Here is a 17,055-nt window from a genome sequence, read left to right on the forward strand (position 1 = left end):
CTACTCATAGCGTAACACGTCCAGCGGGCGCACTCGTACCGCGCTCCATGCAACGAAAGTAGCCACCAGCATCGTCACCAGTGAGGTTGAGGCGATGATGAGTGTTACCAGCCAGGGACCAATATTCAGGTCGGTGTGGAAGACGAAGCGACTGAGCGCCGTAATCGCGCCCGTCACCAGCAGCATCGCGACCAGGGAACCGAGCAAACCCACCAGGCCATTCTCGATCAGTACGGTGGCAAGTACCGATTTGCTGGTATGGCCGACGGACTTGAGGATGCCGATCTCGCGGCGCCGCTCAAGCATTGCCAGCGCGACGGCGTTGGCGATGATGATTAAGCCGGCAATCATAGCCAGCGACGCAATAGTCGTCAGCATGATGACCAGGTTGTCAAGGATCTGGTTGACGAAGGTATCGATATCGACGACGCTGAGAATGATGGCCGTGGGTACGGATTGGTTGAGAGCTTTGCGCAAGGCGGGTACGGCGTTGGGATCAACCTTCAACGAGAAGACTTCCAGCGTGAGCGATTTTCCGAGCTGCAGCGTCACGGAGTCATCCGCCAGGATGCCCGCGAAATCAGGATTGCTGGTAAGGGTCGAACTATCATAAAAGCCGACCACCTTCAGCACTCGCGTGACGGAGCCATCGGCGCTCTGCACGACTACGCTATCGCCTAGATGCAAGTTGACAGGTGCCTGTTCGAGTTGGGAATCGAGGATCACATTGTTGGTGCCGGCATCCTGCGCTTCCAGATTGCGGCCATTTTTCAGTGTAATGTCCGGCAGGTTATTCTTGCCGCCACTCAGGTCGAAGCCCTGGATGCTTGTCAGGTCGCCGACAATATCACCTTTATCGATCTTATCGGCCTTTGTGACGCTACGAACGATAGTATTGATATCGCGTCCACCGACCAGGACGGGATAAATTTGCGGCACGACCGGATTGACCAGCGTCTTATCGGCATCAACGCCTTTCAATGTTGCCAGCTGGTTTGTGACCGTTTGCTCCTGTTTGGGAGATACCACGACGAAGACGTTATGGGTGAAGAGCGTACTCAGCGTGCTATTGACGGAGTCTTTGATGCCCTGCCCCAGGATCAGCACCATGCCAATGGCAAAGACGCCGACAAAGAGCGCGGTTAGCGTAGTCGTCGTGCGCAATCGCTGCCTGCCGAGGTTACGATAAGCCAGCATCACGGCGGTCTTCCACGAACGCGGCGCGAACAGGATCAGGCCATTGAGGATTGAAGCAAGCAGGTAAACCAGCGACCCACCTACCAGGATAATTCCAAGACCACCCAGCACAACCAGAACATATGTGCCGAGGAGGCTGTTGCCTGAACGTATCGCCAGGTTATTCGCGGCCTGTCCCAGGAAGAGCAGAGCAACCAGAATGACTGCGGAAGCTAAAGTGAGACCGAGCGCCACAAGTATCCATAGCAACATACGCGGGCGAGGGCGCTCATAAACGGGCAGCTTCGAGATGGCCAGCACTAACAGGCCAAAGCCGAGTCCGAGCGCAAAGATTACGCCTGCGCCACCGTAGACCGCGATGGCCGCCGTTATCAGGTCGCCCAGGATGGTTGAGGCCAGCACGACAAAGAGCAGCGACAATACCACGAGCAGTATAGCGGTCAGGAGCCAGGAGAAGCGCCTGTTTCCTTCAGGCAGTTCGCGCAACACCGCGAGCGGGCGCACCTGGCTGGCCTGCACAATCGGCAGCAGGCCGAAGATCAACGCGGTTGCCAGCCCAATAAACAGGCCCGATGCAATCGTCAGGCTGTCTAATACAACCGGCAGGTGAATGAAGAAGGCGTGTTCGACGACGAGGCGCACAAGAAAACTGGCACCCACACCGACAAGCGTCCCAAATATTCCGCCCATAATGCCCAACAGGGCAGCTTCCAGTCCAAAGAGCGCATAGAGATCGACCTGGCGATAGCCGGTAGTCTTGAGCATGGCAATCTCGATCTGGCGACGGCGCAGCAACACCTGGATGGTATTGATGATGCCGATGCCGCCGATGAAGAGCGCCAGCAAACCGACGATGCGCAAGAAGAGTCTTATCTGATCAACCTGCGACTGGCGCTGCTTCAGCAAATCGTTGGCCGTGATGACATTCGTCGTCGGAAATTGCGCGCTCAACTGCGCCTTGACCGAATTGATATTCGCCTGGGGAACGGTCATATAAATCGTGCCGTATTGCGTAGGGGGTACAATGCCGTCAGCATTGGGGATAGCGGCCAGGGCCGTTTGCGAGATGATGACCTGCGGCCCCCGAAAGACGCCATTCTCCTGAATTTCCGCGGCAACCGTAATGGCTACGTAGCGCCCATCCAGCGTCTTCACCTCATAGACGCTGCCGATATGGGCATTCAGGTCCTTGAAGACGGTCGAACTCATCGCTACATTTCTGCCATGGACAACGCTTTGAATTGTGAGGCTCGTAGATGGCGCGATGAAATCTGCCTGGCCAACCAGGGGAAAGTTGCTCGAGACGGCGATAAAGGAAAAGGACTCTTCGCCGCCTGCCGGAAGCGCGATACTTCCGCCCGGATCATAAGCGGTAGCATAATCGGTGATGCGTCCCTGCTGCTTCAATCTATCGAAAAAGGCCAGGTCTTTCTGACGTAGGGGAGCGAGTTCGGCATTGAGGCGAATATCTCCGCCATTCGCCTCGACAATATTGCCAATCAAGGCCGAATTGACGCTGAGGCCGACCAGTTGCAGGGCGACAATAGCCATCACCCCCACCGCGACACAGAAAATAGCGAGTACCGTGCGCTGTCCGCCGCGCATCAATGAGCGCGTGGCATAGGACCAGTACAGTCCAAGTTTCATAAAAATCTATCCTTAAGCTCTTATAGAGAATGTTTTATTTACCGGCAATCAAACAATAGCAATTTGTATGATAGAGGAACAGAGCAAGTTCTGCAATGGTTACAAACCCCTTTCCTCAAATCTTAACCATATCATAACCGCTTTTCAATTCCGCAGCCCATGGTTTATCCTTATCCTCTACATTAGGCTCTCTGAATGAACCGATGAAAACCAATACGGGAGACCGTCATTATGCTGAAAAAGTATCGTAAATATATCGTTTCGCTCATTATACTCGTGGTGGCCTTACCTGGGATATCAGGCACAGGTCTCATAGTCGCTCACGGCCAGAATAGCAGTCCGAGCGCCGGCACAATTATAACCGGCTCCGCCGAAGCTGTCACATCGTCCCTGGTGTACAGGCACACCATCAATATGCGCACCACACCACCAGCTAAATCTACATCATCACATACATCCACTGTCAAAAACAGGCCATTGCTAACGGGTGTCAATGCTTCGACGTATGCTCAACTCAAAGCAGCAGCGGCACATAATCCATCCGCTCCCGTTGCTACTCATATTCTCCAGAACACCGGAAATATTCTTCCAGATACTCCGCCTACAATTACGAAGTTCAACGGCATGGCCGATTCACCGTCAATCTGCCCGCCGATTGGATGCGAACCGCCGGATATGGCAATCGCCGCGTCTACACAGTGGGTCTTCCAGGGAGTTAATACGGCTTTTGCCGTCTATGACACAAATGGAAACGTACAAAATGGATGGCCAAAGACGAGCCAGGATTTCTTCGGCATCCCCAATCCGGGCAGTTGCGATCCCAACGGCGCATATGTGACCGACCCACGCGCCTTCTACGACTATGTCGATGGGCGATTCTGGGTAGCTATGCTCCAATTGCAGGGGGGCTTTGTCGACCGCTGCCCACCACTCTCGCTCTACTGGGTAGGGATCAGCCAGACGAGCGATCCCAATGGCGCCTGGAACATGTATGCGTTCGATATGCTGCTCGGCACGCAGTACATTGCCGATTACACCCAGTTCGGATTCAACCGCACGTCTGTTTTCTTCTCGGTCAACATGTACAATAAAACCGGTGATAATTTCAAGTACGCTCAGGTGCTGGCGGCGAACAAGGCGCTCATGGAAGCCGGATCACCTGCCACTGCCAGGGGCTTCAGGAGGCTGAAGGTTGGAACAACTCTGGTAGATACCGTCCAGCCGGTCGAAACACTGGCAAAAGGCCAACAAGCGCCAGATGCAGAATTATTGATCAGTTCGTTCGATATCAATTCGGGCGGAAGAGAATGCAACCAGGGATGCAGCGGGCTGGTTGTATGGTCATTCGCGAACGCGGATGAAAAAAATCAATTACTGACCCAGGTCAGTGTTTCGACACCAGAATATATTCTGGCTCCTGAAGCGGATGAACCGGGATGCTCGCAGTGCATCGAAACGCTTGATACGCGTATCACCGGCACGCCCGTCTATCAAAGTGGCTTCATCACCTTCGCCCTTGAGACGGGGGTGAATAATGGAACGCAGGTTGTGCCGGGCATTTTCTGGGGCGAGGTGCAGCCCACACTCGATCAGAATGGCAAGATCACAGGAGCCACGCTGCTTCAGGATGGCATTCTTGCATTCCAGGGCGACCAGGCTGCTTCCTTCGGCTGTACGATGATCAATAGAGGCGGCAACGTGCTGATGGTCTTCGATACCATGAGCAGTTCGCTAAACCCCAGCATCATGTATACCGTGCATAAGAAAAGCGACCAGCCGGGAATGCTGGAGAATCCCAAATTCCTTATAAAAGGGCTACAACCGACGAATAATGATCGCTGGGGTGATTTCGAGGCCACCTCTTATGATGGCGTGGGCAAGAATCACGTCTGGTTCGCCTCAGAATATGCCGGTGAGAATCAGGATTGGGCCTCGTATATCGGAGAAGCGCAAATATAGGATGTGTGAATGTAAAGATGATGATCAACTTTGACCAAATCATCCGATAATGGACGATGGGCCCATCACCGATTTATCGGCTTCGCTGAGTTGCTGAACCATTTTGTTTAACTATATCACCTGGCTGCTATGTCCCCTGAGCGGACCACTGTCCAGGCCGGGCAGAGTACAATACTTGAGTAGTACCCGAAAGATGCCGTACCAGCCTGATGAATTGCTCTATTGTATCGCGCTGACCCTCGAATGCATGGGTAACGAGCAAGTAAACCAGAGCTGTATGAGGTATATTCTTCATTCCGCCCTGCGCGCTCAACATCACGCGCGCAATGATCTCTGGTGTAAGCACATCTCCCATAGTAATGCTTGCCACTTTTGCGACCTGCTCGGGCCGGTGCGCAACCTCTGCGCTCAACGGCTGATTGATCGCCCCCGCACTCATCATCAGGAATGCGACATTTGTTTGAGGGGGTACGACCGGCTCGTGTTCTGCCGGGGCCTTGATCATATGGTGGCGGGCGCCGTCGGCTTCGACGATGACGACATCCGCGCCGCTTTTCATCAGTAGTTCGTAAGGTTGATCAACCTGCAGCCCGGCTAGTTTGCCCGCGCCGGTGGGACTGGCGGCTACAGTAATTCGTTGATGCTGCTCCCAGCTAGCACGGATCATTTTGAGCAGGCGGGGTGTTTCCGGTGAGACGATGAGCGTATCGGTTTCGCCTTGCTGTGGAAAGTAGATGTTGGTGGTCGTGGTGGTAATGACCCGCTTGCCCTGTTGAGCCAGTTCCTGGGCCAGGGTATACATAGTGGTGGTTTTGCCGCCCGCGCCCACGAGGGAGATAAGTGGATGAGCGGGTAATGTAATGAGATCAGAAAGTAAGGGCATGTTATTCGGGCTCTTTTCAGTTGCAGGCTAATCAATCGGCCCCCACGGCTTCGCCGTGGGGGCCGATTGATCGTACACACCGCCGATTCATCGGCCTTGACGGGATTACCACACTAATTCGTTAACCCCATCACCTGGCTCCTACAGGGCTTTTGCCGTGATACATCAGGCATCGCCAAAGATGGTGTAGTGCCAGCCCTTGCGAGCCTCGCCCGACAGCTCGATCATCACGTGCTTGATCTGCGTATAATCCTCGAAGGCGTACATCGACATATCCTTGCCAATGCCACTTTCCTTATAGCCACCATGCGGCATCTCTGAGGTCAGGGGTAGGTGATCGTTGACCCAGACGGTTCCGAATTGCAGCACTCTACTGGCGCGCATGGCCTTGTAGATGTCGTTCGTCCAGACCGAAGCCGCCAGGCCGTATACCACGTCGTTGGCTTTCGCCAGCACCTCTTCCTCGGTACCGAAACGAGCAACTACGACGACAGGGCCAAAGACTTCCTTCTGTATGATCTCGGCATCATTGCGGTCTTCCGCAATTACCGTCGGCTCAAAGAAAAATCCCTTTTCCAGGCCCTTGACTGTGGCACGCTTGCCGCCGGTGACGATGTTAGCTCCAGCACGCAATGCGCGCTCGACGAAGCCCTCAACGGTCTCGCGCTGCGTAGCAGAGATCAATGGACCCATATCGGTTGATTCCTGCGATGGATCGCCGACGCGGATCTGCTTGACCTTGCTCAGAAACGAGTTCAGAAAGCTATCGTACACATCGTCCTGGACATAGATGCGCGTGGCAGCCGTACAGTCCTGGCCGCAGTTCACGAAGGCTCCGACGACCGCGCCATGAGCGGCTGCTTCGAGGTCGGCATCGTTATACACGATGAATGGGGCTTTGCCGCCGAGTTCGAGATGTACATGCTTGATCGTGTCGGCGCCCGCGCGCATGATATGCCTGCCGCTTTCGGTGCTACCCGTCACGGAAACCATATTGACCTTGCTATGGCCGGCCAGCGCCTGCGCAACGCCGGGGCCGCTGGTAATGATATTGAGGACGCCTGGGGGTAAGCCCGCTTCCATGGCAAGCTCGCCGAGTTTGAGCGTGGTGAGCGGCGTTTCAACCGACGGTTTGAGGACGACGGTATTGCCGGCAGCCAGGGCCGGGCCAATCTTCCAGGCCGCCATCATGAACGGATAGTTCCAGGGGGCGAGTGAGGCAACCACGCCGACAGGCTCGCGGCGAATGATGCTGGTATGGCCGCCGCTGTATTCGCTGGCGGCAACACCGGCAAGGTGGCGCGCGGCACCAGCAAAGAAATGCAGGTTGTCGATGGCAAACGGAATATCGCTATCACGCGCCAGCTTGATCGGTTTGCCAGCATCCTGCGACTCCAGCTGGGCCAGTTCCAGGGCATGTTCCTCTATCAATGTAGCCAGCTTCTCCAATGTGGTGGCGCGCGCTCCATGCGGCAGGCCGGACCAGCGTCCATCATCGAACGCCTCGCGGGCGGCGGCAACTGCGCGTTCCACATCCTCAAGCGTACTCTGAGGAACCTGGGCAATTGGTTCGCCCGTAGCAGGGCCGATATCGTCAACAGTCTTGCCCGAACTGCTATTGACGAGTTCGCCATTAATAAGCAGTTTGTACTCGGCCATTCGAGATTCTCCTTTCGGAAAAGTAAATAACGGGTCATTCCGGCAAGGACAGGCACAAGGCGCTGTCCCTACAGACTTCAAATTTCGTGTCAAAATGACAAAATAGATACGAATCTACAAGGCGAAATGATCTACTGCTGCCATTTTATCACGACAATGATATGTAATAAAAACCTTCACCATTTGGTGATTCCCTCGAAGGTGGGCCGGGATTCTTCGTTTCACTCAGAATGACATGCTGGCGCCATGGCATGTCCTCCGGCATGTCATTCTGAGTGAAGCGAAGAATCTACCCCGCACCATCCTGAGATCAATCAGCTCCTCTTATTCCGGGGTATTCTGAACAATCACCAGTTCACGAAATCGTCACAGTGCGCGTCTCGGTAACGTGCATGTCGTATTTTGCCAGTTCGCGGAAGAATGGCGCGGTGGGTACGCATGCCTCGGGGCCGAAACAGCCACGCCGCGTTATTTCACCGTTCGCCAGCATGCGTCCCGCGATGGCGAGTGGCACGCCGGTATCGAGCGCGCCCGCGCTGATACCCCAGCGCCGGTAGGGCAGGACAACGATTTGATTCGTGATTTCTACAGGTTGCCCATTAGTTTCACCATTCGCGACGATGCGCAGCACATCACAATCCTGTGGCTCTACATCCTCGGCAGGGATCATGTCAAGCAACTGCGCCAGCACTTCACGGGGCGAAACCTTGACGCCCTGCACGGTAATCGGTTCGGCACTACCGAATCCAAGGTCAACCAGGAACTTCAATTTCGTCATGAAGTCGGGCGGGAAGGCGATCTTAAATGAGACGTGACGGATGCCCTTGTCTCGGAAGGACACCGGGAAGGTCGCGCATTCCGAATGCAGCGAATAGGTGGCAGTCGCACGCCCAATCGGCAAAGGAAAAACCATCTCTTCCACCCCGCTCAACGGTTTCTGTGGATACCACTTGCCGTCCTGGAAGACCTGTGGCTCCTTGGTAAATTCATCGAGGATGGTGCGGATAGAGTAGGGCGCGACCAGGGGCGCCTTTGAAGGCGTCTCGTCGCCACAGCCAAGCTGCACCCGAATGCTGTCGACGCTATCCAGTTGGTCGACGGCGGCGCGAGCGAGCAGATTGGTGACGCCGGGTGTGCCGCCCATCCCTACAATAGCGGTAATACCCGCCGCTTCGGCTTCCGCGGTCATATCCGTGAGCTTGCGCGTCATATGGAAGAGGCCGCCAAGGTCGGCATAATGCACCTTTTCCTGAATGCACGCCCGCAATACAGGCAGGTTGAAGACGTATTCGACTGCGTTCAGCACGGTATCGGCTCCGTGCAGCAGCTTGCGCAGGCGCTCCTCGTCATTGACATCGATCTGCTTGACCTCGATTTTGCTGCTGGCAAGCGCTGCCGCGACCTCGTGAGCGCGTTCCTCGTTATAGTCTGCGATAGTAATGTGATCTACGTCGGGAAATTCGGTCAGTGCGCGCACGGCAATACGTCCCATAGCGCCGGCGCCACCAAGTACAATGATTTGCATAAAGCCCTTTCTGTGTGGTGTAAAAGATACACGGGCCTGGCATCCGCAAGGAATGCCAGGCTACACGTCATGCTACTGCCGTTGTGGAAACATGAGGCACTACGGCTGGGGAAGCGGTTGCAATCAGCGAAGGCTCCATTACTGGAACTGCCGGTATCGAAAGGCTCGCGCGCAGTTCCTGCAATGTATCTTCCAGGCGATTGAGGATAGTATCGATCTCCTCGCGCGTAATGACCAGCGGCGGCTCAACACGAATCACACGCGAGTTATTGAGCGTGCCTGAGATGAGAACTCCGCGCTTGAAGAGACCCGAGGCGACAGCATAGCCAACGTCATCATTCACGAAGTGCTGGCCGATCAACAACCCCTTCCCGGTAATGCCGGTGTACACATCGGGATGGCGTGCGGCAATGCCCTTCAATTGCTGGATAAAGTAGGTGCCTTTTTCAGCCGCCTGCTCGGGAAGGCGCTCTTCAAGTGTCACATTGATCGCGGCGATAGCAGCGGCGCAGGCCAGCGGGTTGCCACCGGTCGTGGTCGTATGAATGAAAGGATTGCTGTTCATCACGCTCCAGATTTTGGGCGTGGACATGAAAGCGCCGATGGGCATGACACCACCACCGAGAGCCTTCGCGGAAGTGATAATATCGGGGGCAACATCCCAATGCTCAACACCCCACAATTTGCCGGTACGCCCCATACCGGTCTGCACCTCATCCGCTATCAGTAATACCTCATATTCATCGCAAATCTGACGCAGGCGCGGCCAAAAATCATCAGGGGGAACAATGGCGCCAGCTTCACCCTGCACCGGTTCCATGATGACGGCAGCAATATCGTTGCCGACCTCGCGCGCGATGCGCAACTGCTGCTCAACCGCGTCGGCATCGCCGTAAGGCACGTGAAAGACGTTGTTGTGCAGGGGCATGGCAGGGCGACGGAAGATGGCCTTGCCTGTGAGGGATAAAGAACCGGCGGTCTTACCGTGGAAGCCGCGCACAGCAGCAATGAAGCCACTCTTGCGCGTGTACAATTTGGCGAGTTTCATCGCGCCTTCAACGGCCTCTGTCCCGCTGCTGACGAAGAAGCTATACTGGATATCGCCCGGGGTAATCTCGGCCAGCAGATGGGCAAGCATACCGCGCAGGGGATCAAGTAGTTCCTGCGTCGGCAAAGGGCTTTTTTCTAATTGTGCCTGAACGGCCCTCACGACTTTGGGATGAGTCCAACCGAGGTTGAATAACCCGAACCCACCCAGGCAATCGATGTATTCGCGGCCCAGCACATCCCTGAAGGTTGCACCATGCCCCGTCCATTCGACTGCCGCAAAGTCACCAGCCTCGGCGACCGATTTGCGGTACTCGATAAACCCGCTGTTGTAATACCTGGCAAAGTTGCTGACAGTGGTTTCGATCAACCACTCCGCCTCGCTTTTGCCCAGGCGCGGTTTTTGCACAATATCAAGGTACCGCTGCGAATCGTTGAGGGCCTTGAGTAAGCCATCGCTACTCATAAAAAACCTTTCTCGTTAAGCGGACGAATAATAACTACTCACACCGACCCGCCTATCGGCTTAGCACTCTCTCTATTTCTCATCATTAATGGCTATAAGAAAACGAGGTGCTTGTAAGTAGTAAGGCGCCTATCCCTGGGGATAAACGCAAGGAAAAACTAAGGACGCTTGCTTGTGAATAGAATGAGATAAAGCTGAATAAACTCAGGCTATCCGCAAGAAAGCCAGACATTGTAAGAAGTGGAATCAATAGTGAGATGCTGAAATGTACAAAAACACTTCAAGCAGCCGGGTTCAATTCGTATGGATGGGGAGAAGGCGGTTCAGGGGTAGCAGGTAGACAGGTGGAAGCCGCGAAATACGTAGTATTTCGGAATGTAACGGCCTCGTTTTTTTCCCGGAATCTCGGTAATTTTCACGGAAAACACCTGGTTTCTTTGCATTTTTTGCGATGTAGCAATTCCTCTTTTCTTAGTATAGCCTATAAAGCGCGTAGAAGCAAGTCTTTTTTCAACCTGTTGACGCTGCTCTACTATACATGGTACTATCACTTAAAGGAATCCTCTCCGTAGGAGCTTTTCGAGGATTCCACTACATTCTGGAGATCCATATAACTGTAAACATCACCCGGGACGCGTATCTGGAATCAGGCTTGAAGCAAAGGTAGAGCAAATTGGGAACATCATCCTGGCGTGAGCTGCTTAAGACCATCGTCAGCATCCCAGCAGAGCGCAATCGCCTCGCTGAGGCTGCCGGAGTGCGCTCGATTACATTGATGCGCTGGATTAGTGAAGCTGCCCAGCCACGTCCTGAGAACATGCGCCGCCTGATTCAGGCCCTCCCACCCCAGTATCGAGAACAATTCCTGGAACTGCTCGAGCAAGAAGGTGGGGAGATTCCTATTCTTTCAACGAACGAAATCGTCGAACAGCACGAGATCCCTTTCACCCTGATCGATGAGATTCTGCGAACGCGCGCAACTACTGCTGATGCGCTCCGCTTCTGGGCCGTCAGCAGAATGATTCTACAACATGCGTTGCGACACCTTGATCCCGAATCTTCAGGCATGGCTATAACAGTGGTTCGCTGCATGCCTCCGACGCAAGACGGAAAAGTTCATAGTCTGCGTGAAAGCATAGTATATGGAACGCCTCCCTGGCATAACGAAGCGGAGCAACAAGGGTTGTTCCTGGGAGCAGAGTCGCTTGCCGGATATGTGGTGGCAACCTGCCACCCGGCCGCCATTCAGAACCTGCAAGACAATACCAACTATATCCCTTCTCAGCAAGGCGAGTATGAAGTAAGCGCTGCCGCGGCACCTCTCCTTTTCGCGGGCCGTATAGCAGGTTGCCTGCTCTTTTCCAGCACTCAGGCGGATTATTTTAACGAGTCCCGCTTCCCATATATCCAGGCCTATACTCACTTGATGACCCTGGCGCTCGATCCCGAGGATTTTCACCATTCCTCGCTCATCGATTTGCGTGTAATGCCATCCCTGCAAATACAGCGAACATATCTTGCCGATTATAAAAAGCGCGTGCAGCAGATACTGCGCGATTCTTTACAAAAAGGAGAACCTATAACATTTCTTGATGCAGAGCAGATGGCCTGGCAATATCTTGAAGAGTTGCTGCTGAGTCTGCCTCATCAATAGGAATATAAAGGTACAGCGAATACAAAGTGAGGAGCACTACGATGGCAACGACACCGGAGCCTTATGGTTTACGGTCTAATGAAAGCGACTACTTTATCCAGGACAGTGGCGCAGAACTTGCGCGTCTTGTAGAGCAAGAACGGGCATTCGAACAGGCCCTCGGCGGCCTACTACCGGAATACGCAGATGAAGAAGCATTTGCAAGCTCACTTCATCGCATACTCGATGTCGCCTGTGGTTCCGGCGGGTGGGCGCTCACGCTGGCCCATACATATCCACATCTGGAAGTGATGGGCTGCGATATTGATGAACGAATGATCGGCTATGCCAACTCGCAGGCCCAGGTAGGAAAGCTGGACAATGCCAGCTTCCGCGTGATGGATGCGCGCAAACCACTGGATTATCCAGATGACTACTTCGACCTGGTAAATGCTCGTTGGATGGCTGTTATTGGAACTGCGGCATGGCCGGGAGCTGTGAGGGAGATGTTTCGCATCACCCGCCCTGGGGGTATCATCCGGCTGACCGAGAGCGAAGATTTCAGTATTACCAGCAGTCCAGCTTTTGAGCGCTGGAGTGTGCTTATGTTGCAAGCACTCAAACGAGCAGGAACCGGCTTCTCTCCTACAGGCCGTACCGGCGGTCAGACCGTCATGCTACGTCACTTCCTGCGTGACGCCGGATGCCAGAATATTGAAGAGAGGGTATTCCCTATCAACTGGTCGGCAGGAACCGACAGCCACGAACCGATGGTGATCGATCACCTGGCAATTGTCAAGTTAAGCCAGCCATTCATCATACGCTTTGGCATGGCTACCCAGGAAGAACTTGACCGGTTATATGCAGAGGCCGAAGTCGAGATGCGGCTCGACGATTTCTGCGCATTATGGTACCTCTACACCATCTGGGGCCAAAAACCCGCGGAATAATATCTAAAGCCATCAGTATACCTACGGGAGAACCATCTTCGAACGCGCAGTACCGGTTGCGTAACATTGAACACAACCACAAAATGAGGGGCGGTTTATAGTGTATGAACCACCCCTCATTTTGTTTGTAACACACTCGGCCATTCCAGACCCGCCTTTACACCTGAAATTCTTTAAACTCTTCTATAATAAACTCTACTAATATTGTTATATTAGAATATGCTGAGAAAGTTCTACAGTTATCTAATAATTAGCCTGGTCACGTATTGATTAATGCTCAATTGTGTGCTACACTCGAAAAAGAGACCACAGATGGCCCATGAGAAGCGCCCTACCAGGCTCACAGCCGGGAGAATATCTCATAGTATACCGTCGAAACTGTCCAGTTTTACTTGAGACTGAAGTAATCTAAAGGACTACCCGAAGTACCTCGCAAATACTGATCGTTGTTCTTTAGTTATTTCTTAAGTAAGCTGCCTTTTCAGTAATGGCGGAAGGATAAAGCATCAGTTGCTGCGAACCTTTCCCTACTGAACCAGGATGCGAGAGAAGCAAGCCTATGACGTGGTTATTTTTAGAGGCTTTTGCATTCACACCCTCCAGATGCAATTTCTTTGTTACGTCAAAATTCGATGTAATAAACTTCGACGTAGAATTTTCTCTGTTACTGTTTTAGCCCCTAAAAGGTAATCTGCCCAGGCAAGCAGGCGTATTATTTAAAAGGAGGGTTTAAGTGGTGGGAATTTCGGTCGTTGACGAACGAGATACGCAAGGATGCAGTATTTCAATGTCGTTTCACCTCACTTTTGCAACACTGCATCATTTCCGGACTTCCTATATTTGAGAGGAGGTATGCAAGCAAGGATTTAGCCGGTTGCCAGATTCGCGAAACCCCTGATCGTCGTAAAGTTTAGCAGAGGCATTTTCCGTAGGTTGTAGTTACGGTTAATTTATGCAACTGTTTAAGATGCTCGCAGTGGCATCGTTCAAGGAGGTACAACATGGCGACCAAAGTGGAGGATGTCCACGTTATCTGGATTGTGGAGGGGTTGGGATGTGAGGGGGACACAATCTCGGTCACCGCGGCGACCCAGCCCAGCATAGAAGATGTTGTGTTAGGCGCCATCCCTGGCCTGCCCAGGGTTCACATCCATAACAAGTGTATTGCCTTTGAGTGGGGCAAAGACTTTATGGATTGGTGGTACAAAGCGGAGCGCGGTGAACTCGATCCTTTTGTTCTCGTCTTTGAAGGCTCGGTGCCAAACGAAAAGATCAAGGCCGAGGGCTACTGGGCGGCCCTGGGTGTCGATCCCGCAACAGATCAGCCTATCCCCGTGACTGATTGGATTGATCGCCTGGCGCCTAAAGCGCTAGCAGTGGTCGCGGTAGGGACCTGCGCCACCTATGGTGGCATTCACGCTATGCAGGGCAATCCCACAGGTGCCATGGGTGTTGCCGACTACCTGGGCTGGAACTGGAAATCTAAAGCCGGCATTCCCATCATTAACGTCCCCGGATGTCCTGTGCAGCCGGATAACTTCATGGAGACCATCCTTTACCTGCTCTATATGGCAGCTGGCATGGCCCCTATGATTCCCCTGGATAAGGAAGGACGGCCCACCTGGCTGTTCGGAAAAACCGTTCACGAAGGCTGCGACCGCGCCGGTTATTACGAGCAGGGCGATTTTGCTACCGAGTATGGCTCTCCCAAATGTCTTGTGAAGCTGGGCTGCTGGGGTCCCGTTGTGAACTGCAACGTGCCGAAGCGAGGTTGGATGAACGGCATTGGAGGCTGCCCGAACGTCGGCGGAATCTGCATCGGCTGTACCATGCCAGGATTCCCCGATAAATTTATGCCTTTCATGGATGAGCCAACCGGTGCGAAGATATCGACGAATTTGATCAGCACCTACGGTAATGTGATTCGCAGGCTGCGCAGTCTCACCAATAGCACCGACAACAAGGAGCCATCCTGGAGGCACAAGGGTAAGGAACTCACGACAGGCTACCAGCCCACATGGCGTCGATAACCAGTACAAGTACAGGTACCCTGTAGGGACAGTGCCTCGTGCCTGTCCTCGCCGGAATCCCTAGTAAAGGAGACAGTAATATGGCTACAGAGGTCAAACGCGGTGAGACCCCAACCGAGCCGCCACAACTTGTAGAGATGTCCTGGGATCCGATGACGCGCATCGTTGGCAGCCTGGGCATCTATACCAAGATCGATTTCAAGCAGCGCAAGGTGGTTGAGGCCTTCAGCAGTTCCCATATCTTCCGTGGCTACAGCATTTTCATGAAGGGCAAAGACCCACGCGATGCCCACTTCATCACGAGCCGCATTTGTGGCATCTGCGGCGACAATCACGCCACCTGCTCCGTCTACACACAGAACATGGCCTATGGCGTCAAACCACCGGCCATCGGCGAATGGATCATCAACCTGGGCGAAGCAGCAGAGTACATGTTCGACCACAACATCTTCCAGGAAAACCTGGTCGGTGTTGACTTCTGCGAGCAGATGGTCAAAGAGACCAACCCAGAGGTACTCGAGAAGGCGAACAATACGCCCGCACCACACGCGGCAGATCACGGCTATCGCACCATCGGCGATATCATGCGCTCGCTCAACCCTTTCACCGGTGAGTTCTACCGTGAAGCACTCCACGTGAGTCGCTATACGCGTGAGGCGTTCTGCTTGATGGAGGGCCGCCACGTCCATCCCTCGACGCTCTATCCCGGCGGTGTTGGAACCGTCGCCACCGTGCAGCTCTTCACGGACTACCTGGTCCGCCTGATGAGATACATCGAATTCATGAAGAAGGTCGTGCCGATGCACGACGACCTGTTCGACTTCTGGTACGAGGCCCTGCCCGGCTATGAGCAGGTCGGCTACCGCCGGACACTGCTGGGTTGCTGGGGATCGTTCCAGGACCCCGACGTGTGCGACTACGATTATCGCACCATGGATAAATGGGGACGCGCCATGTTTGTGACTCCGGGAGTTGTCGTGGACGGCAAGCTCGTCACCACGAGCCTGGTCGATATCAACCTCGGCATTCGCATCCTGCTTGGCAGCTCCTATTATCAGGACTGGGAGAACGAAAGAACCTACGTGGATCGCGACCCACTCGGCAATCCGGTCGATAAGCGCCATCCCTGGAACCAGACGACCATCCCCAGGCCGCAGAAGCGCGACTTCAACGACAAGTATAGCTGGACGATGTCGCCGCGCTGGTACGATAAGCGCACCGGCGATTACCTGGCGCTCGATACCGGCGGTGGACCGCTCGCACGCCTGTGGGCAACGGCTCTGGCCGGACTGGTGAACCTGAACGGGTATGTCGAGGCCACCGGAAACAGCGTCAAGATTCGACTGCCGAAGACGGCTCTGAAGCCGGAGGTGGAGTTCGAGTGGAAGATTCCGCATTGGAGCAACGCCATTGAGCGCGACCGCGCGCGAACGTACTTCCAGGCCTATGCTGCCGCCGTCGGTCTATACTGCGTGGAAAAGGCGCTTGCCGAGTTGCATAAAGGTCATACTCAGACCTGGAGCGACTTCACGGTGCCAAAGGAAGCTATCGGCTGCGGCTTCCACGAGGCCGTGCGCGGTGTGCTTTCTCACCACATGGTCATCGAGAACGGCAAGATCGCCAATTATCATCCGTACCCGCCTACGCCGTGGAATGGCAGCGTGCGTGATATCTATGGCACCCCCGGCCCATACGAGGATGCCGTGCAGCACACACCGATCTTCGAGCAGAATGGCCCGGACACCTTCAAGGGTATCGATATCATGCGAGCCGTTCGCAGCTTCGACCCCTGCCTGCCATGCGGTGTCCATATGTACCTGGGCGAAGGGAAAGAGCTGCAGAAGGTTCTTTCACCAACCTTCGGCGTACACCAGTAGGGACAGCGGCTTGTCCCTGCCCCGTGGCCCTGAGGCGGACAGGAACCTGTAGGACAGCGCCTCGTGCCTGTCCTGGTATGGGGGACGAGGACAGGTAACCAGGCCACCATTAGCGCGTTTTGAGGTAATGCAGGAATCCGCAATTGTTGCGCTTCCTGCATTGCCGACTCATAAACAGACCA

At 54.2% G+C, this 17,055-nt stretch carries 10 protein-coding genes; 5 read left to right on the top strand and 5 right to left on the bottom strand.

Annotated features, from left to right (window positions below; all coding sequences use genetic code 11):
- Positions 1 to 2,844 (bottom strand): FtsX-like permease family protein, encoded by a 2,844-nt coding sequence (locus VFA09_06370; GenBank protein HZU66885.1) that lies wholly within the window; start codon positions 2,842 to 2,844, stop codon positions 1 to 3.
- 231 nt (positions 2,845 to 3,075) lie between these two features.
- On the opposite strand from VFA09_06370, the gene VFA09_06375 reads away from it, so the two are divergent.
- Positions 3,076 to 4,803, top strand: coding sequence for a hypothetical protein (locus VFA09_06375; protein ID HZU66886.1), 1,728 nt, complete (start codon positions 3,076 to 3,078; stop codon positions 4,801 to 4,803).
- Positions 4,804 to 4,930: 127 nt separating this feature from the next.
- Here VFA09_06375 and yqeC read toward each other — a convergent pair whose 3' ends face one another.
- The 4 genes from yqeC to VFA09_06395 all read right to left on the bottom strand — a co-directional run bounded on the left by yqeC (position 4,931) and on the right by VFA09_06395 (position 10,383).
- The gene (yqeC, locus tag VFA09_06380; protein ID HZU66887.1) at positions 4,931 to 5,686 is read right to left on the bottom strand and encodes a selenium cofactor biosynthesis protein YqeC; all 756 of its coding nucleotides are present in this window, start codon (positions 5,684 to 5,686) and stop codon (positions 4,931 to 4,933) included.
- 165 nt (positions 5,687 to 5,851) lie between these two features.
- A complete protein-coding gene (locus VFA09_06385; GenBank protein ID HZU66888.1) occupies positions 5,852 to 7,345 on the bottom strand; it encodes an aminobutyraldehyde dehydrogenase in 1,494 nt (497 codons plus the stop codon).
- 355 nt (positions 7,346 to 7,700) lie between these two features.
- Positions 7,701 to 8,870 carry a saccharopine dehydrogenase NADP-binding domain-containing protein gene (locus VFA09_06390; GenBank protein ID HZU66889.1) on the bottom strand — a complete coding sequence of 390 codons (1,170 nt, stop codon included), beginning with the start codon at positions 8,868 to 8,870 and terminating at the stop codon, positions 7,701 to 7,703.
- Between the two features lie 67 nt (positions 8,871 to 8,937).
- Positions 8,938 to 10,383, bottom strand: coding sequence for a putrescine aminotransferase (locus tag VFA09_06395; protein HZU66890.1), 1,446 nt, complete (start codon positions 10,381 to 10,383; stop codon positions 8,938 to 8,940).
- 673 nt (positions 10,384 to 11,056) lie between these two features.
- Here VFA09_06395 and VFA09_06400 point away from each other — a divergent pair.
- The 4 genes from VFA09_06400 (at position 11,057) to VFA09_06415 (ending at position 16,873) form a co-directional block, all read left to right on the top strand.
- Positions 11,057 to 12,037, top strand: coding sequence for a GAF domain-containing protein (locus VFA09_06400; GenBank protein ID HZU66891.1), 981 nt, complete (start codon positions 11,057 to 11,059; stop codon positions 12,035 to 12,037).
- Positions 12,038 to 12,078: 41 nt separating this feature from the next.
- Complete coding sequence (locus tag VFA09_06405) at positions 12,079 to 12,966, top strand: methyltransferase domain-containing protein (GenBank protein HZU66892.1); 888 nt, start codon at positions 12,079 to 12,081, stop codon at positions 12,964 to 12,966.
- A gap of 1,001 nt (positions 12,967 to 13,967) precedes the next feature.
- Entirely contained in the window at positions 13,968 to 14,996 is a 1,029-nt protein-coding gene (locus VFA09_06410; GenBank protein ID HZU66893.1) for a hydrogenase expression protein HypE, read from the top strand.
- An 80-nt stretch (positions 14,997 to 15,076) separates the two neighbouring features.
- Positions 15,077 to 16,873 carry a nickel-dependent hydrogenase large subunit gene (locus tag VFA09_06415; GenBank protein HZU66894.1) on the top strand — a complete coding sequence of 599 codons (1,797 nt, stop codon included), beginning with the start codon at positions 15,077 to 15,079 and terminating at the stop codon, positions 16,871 to 16,873.
- The last annotated feature ends 182 nt before the right edge of the window (positions 16,874 to 17,055 follow it).

Source organism: Ktedonobacteraceae bacterium (assembly GCA_035653615.1).
GTDB lineage: Bacteria > Chloroflexota > Ktedonobacteria > Ktedonobacterales > Ktedonobacteraceae > DASRBN01.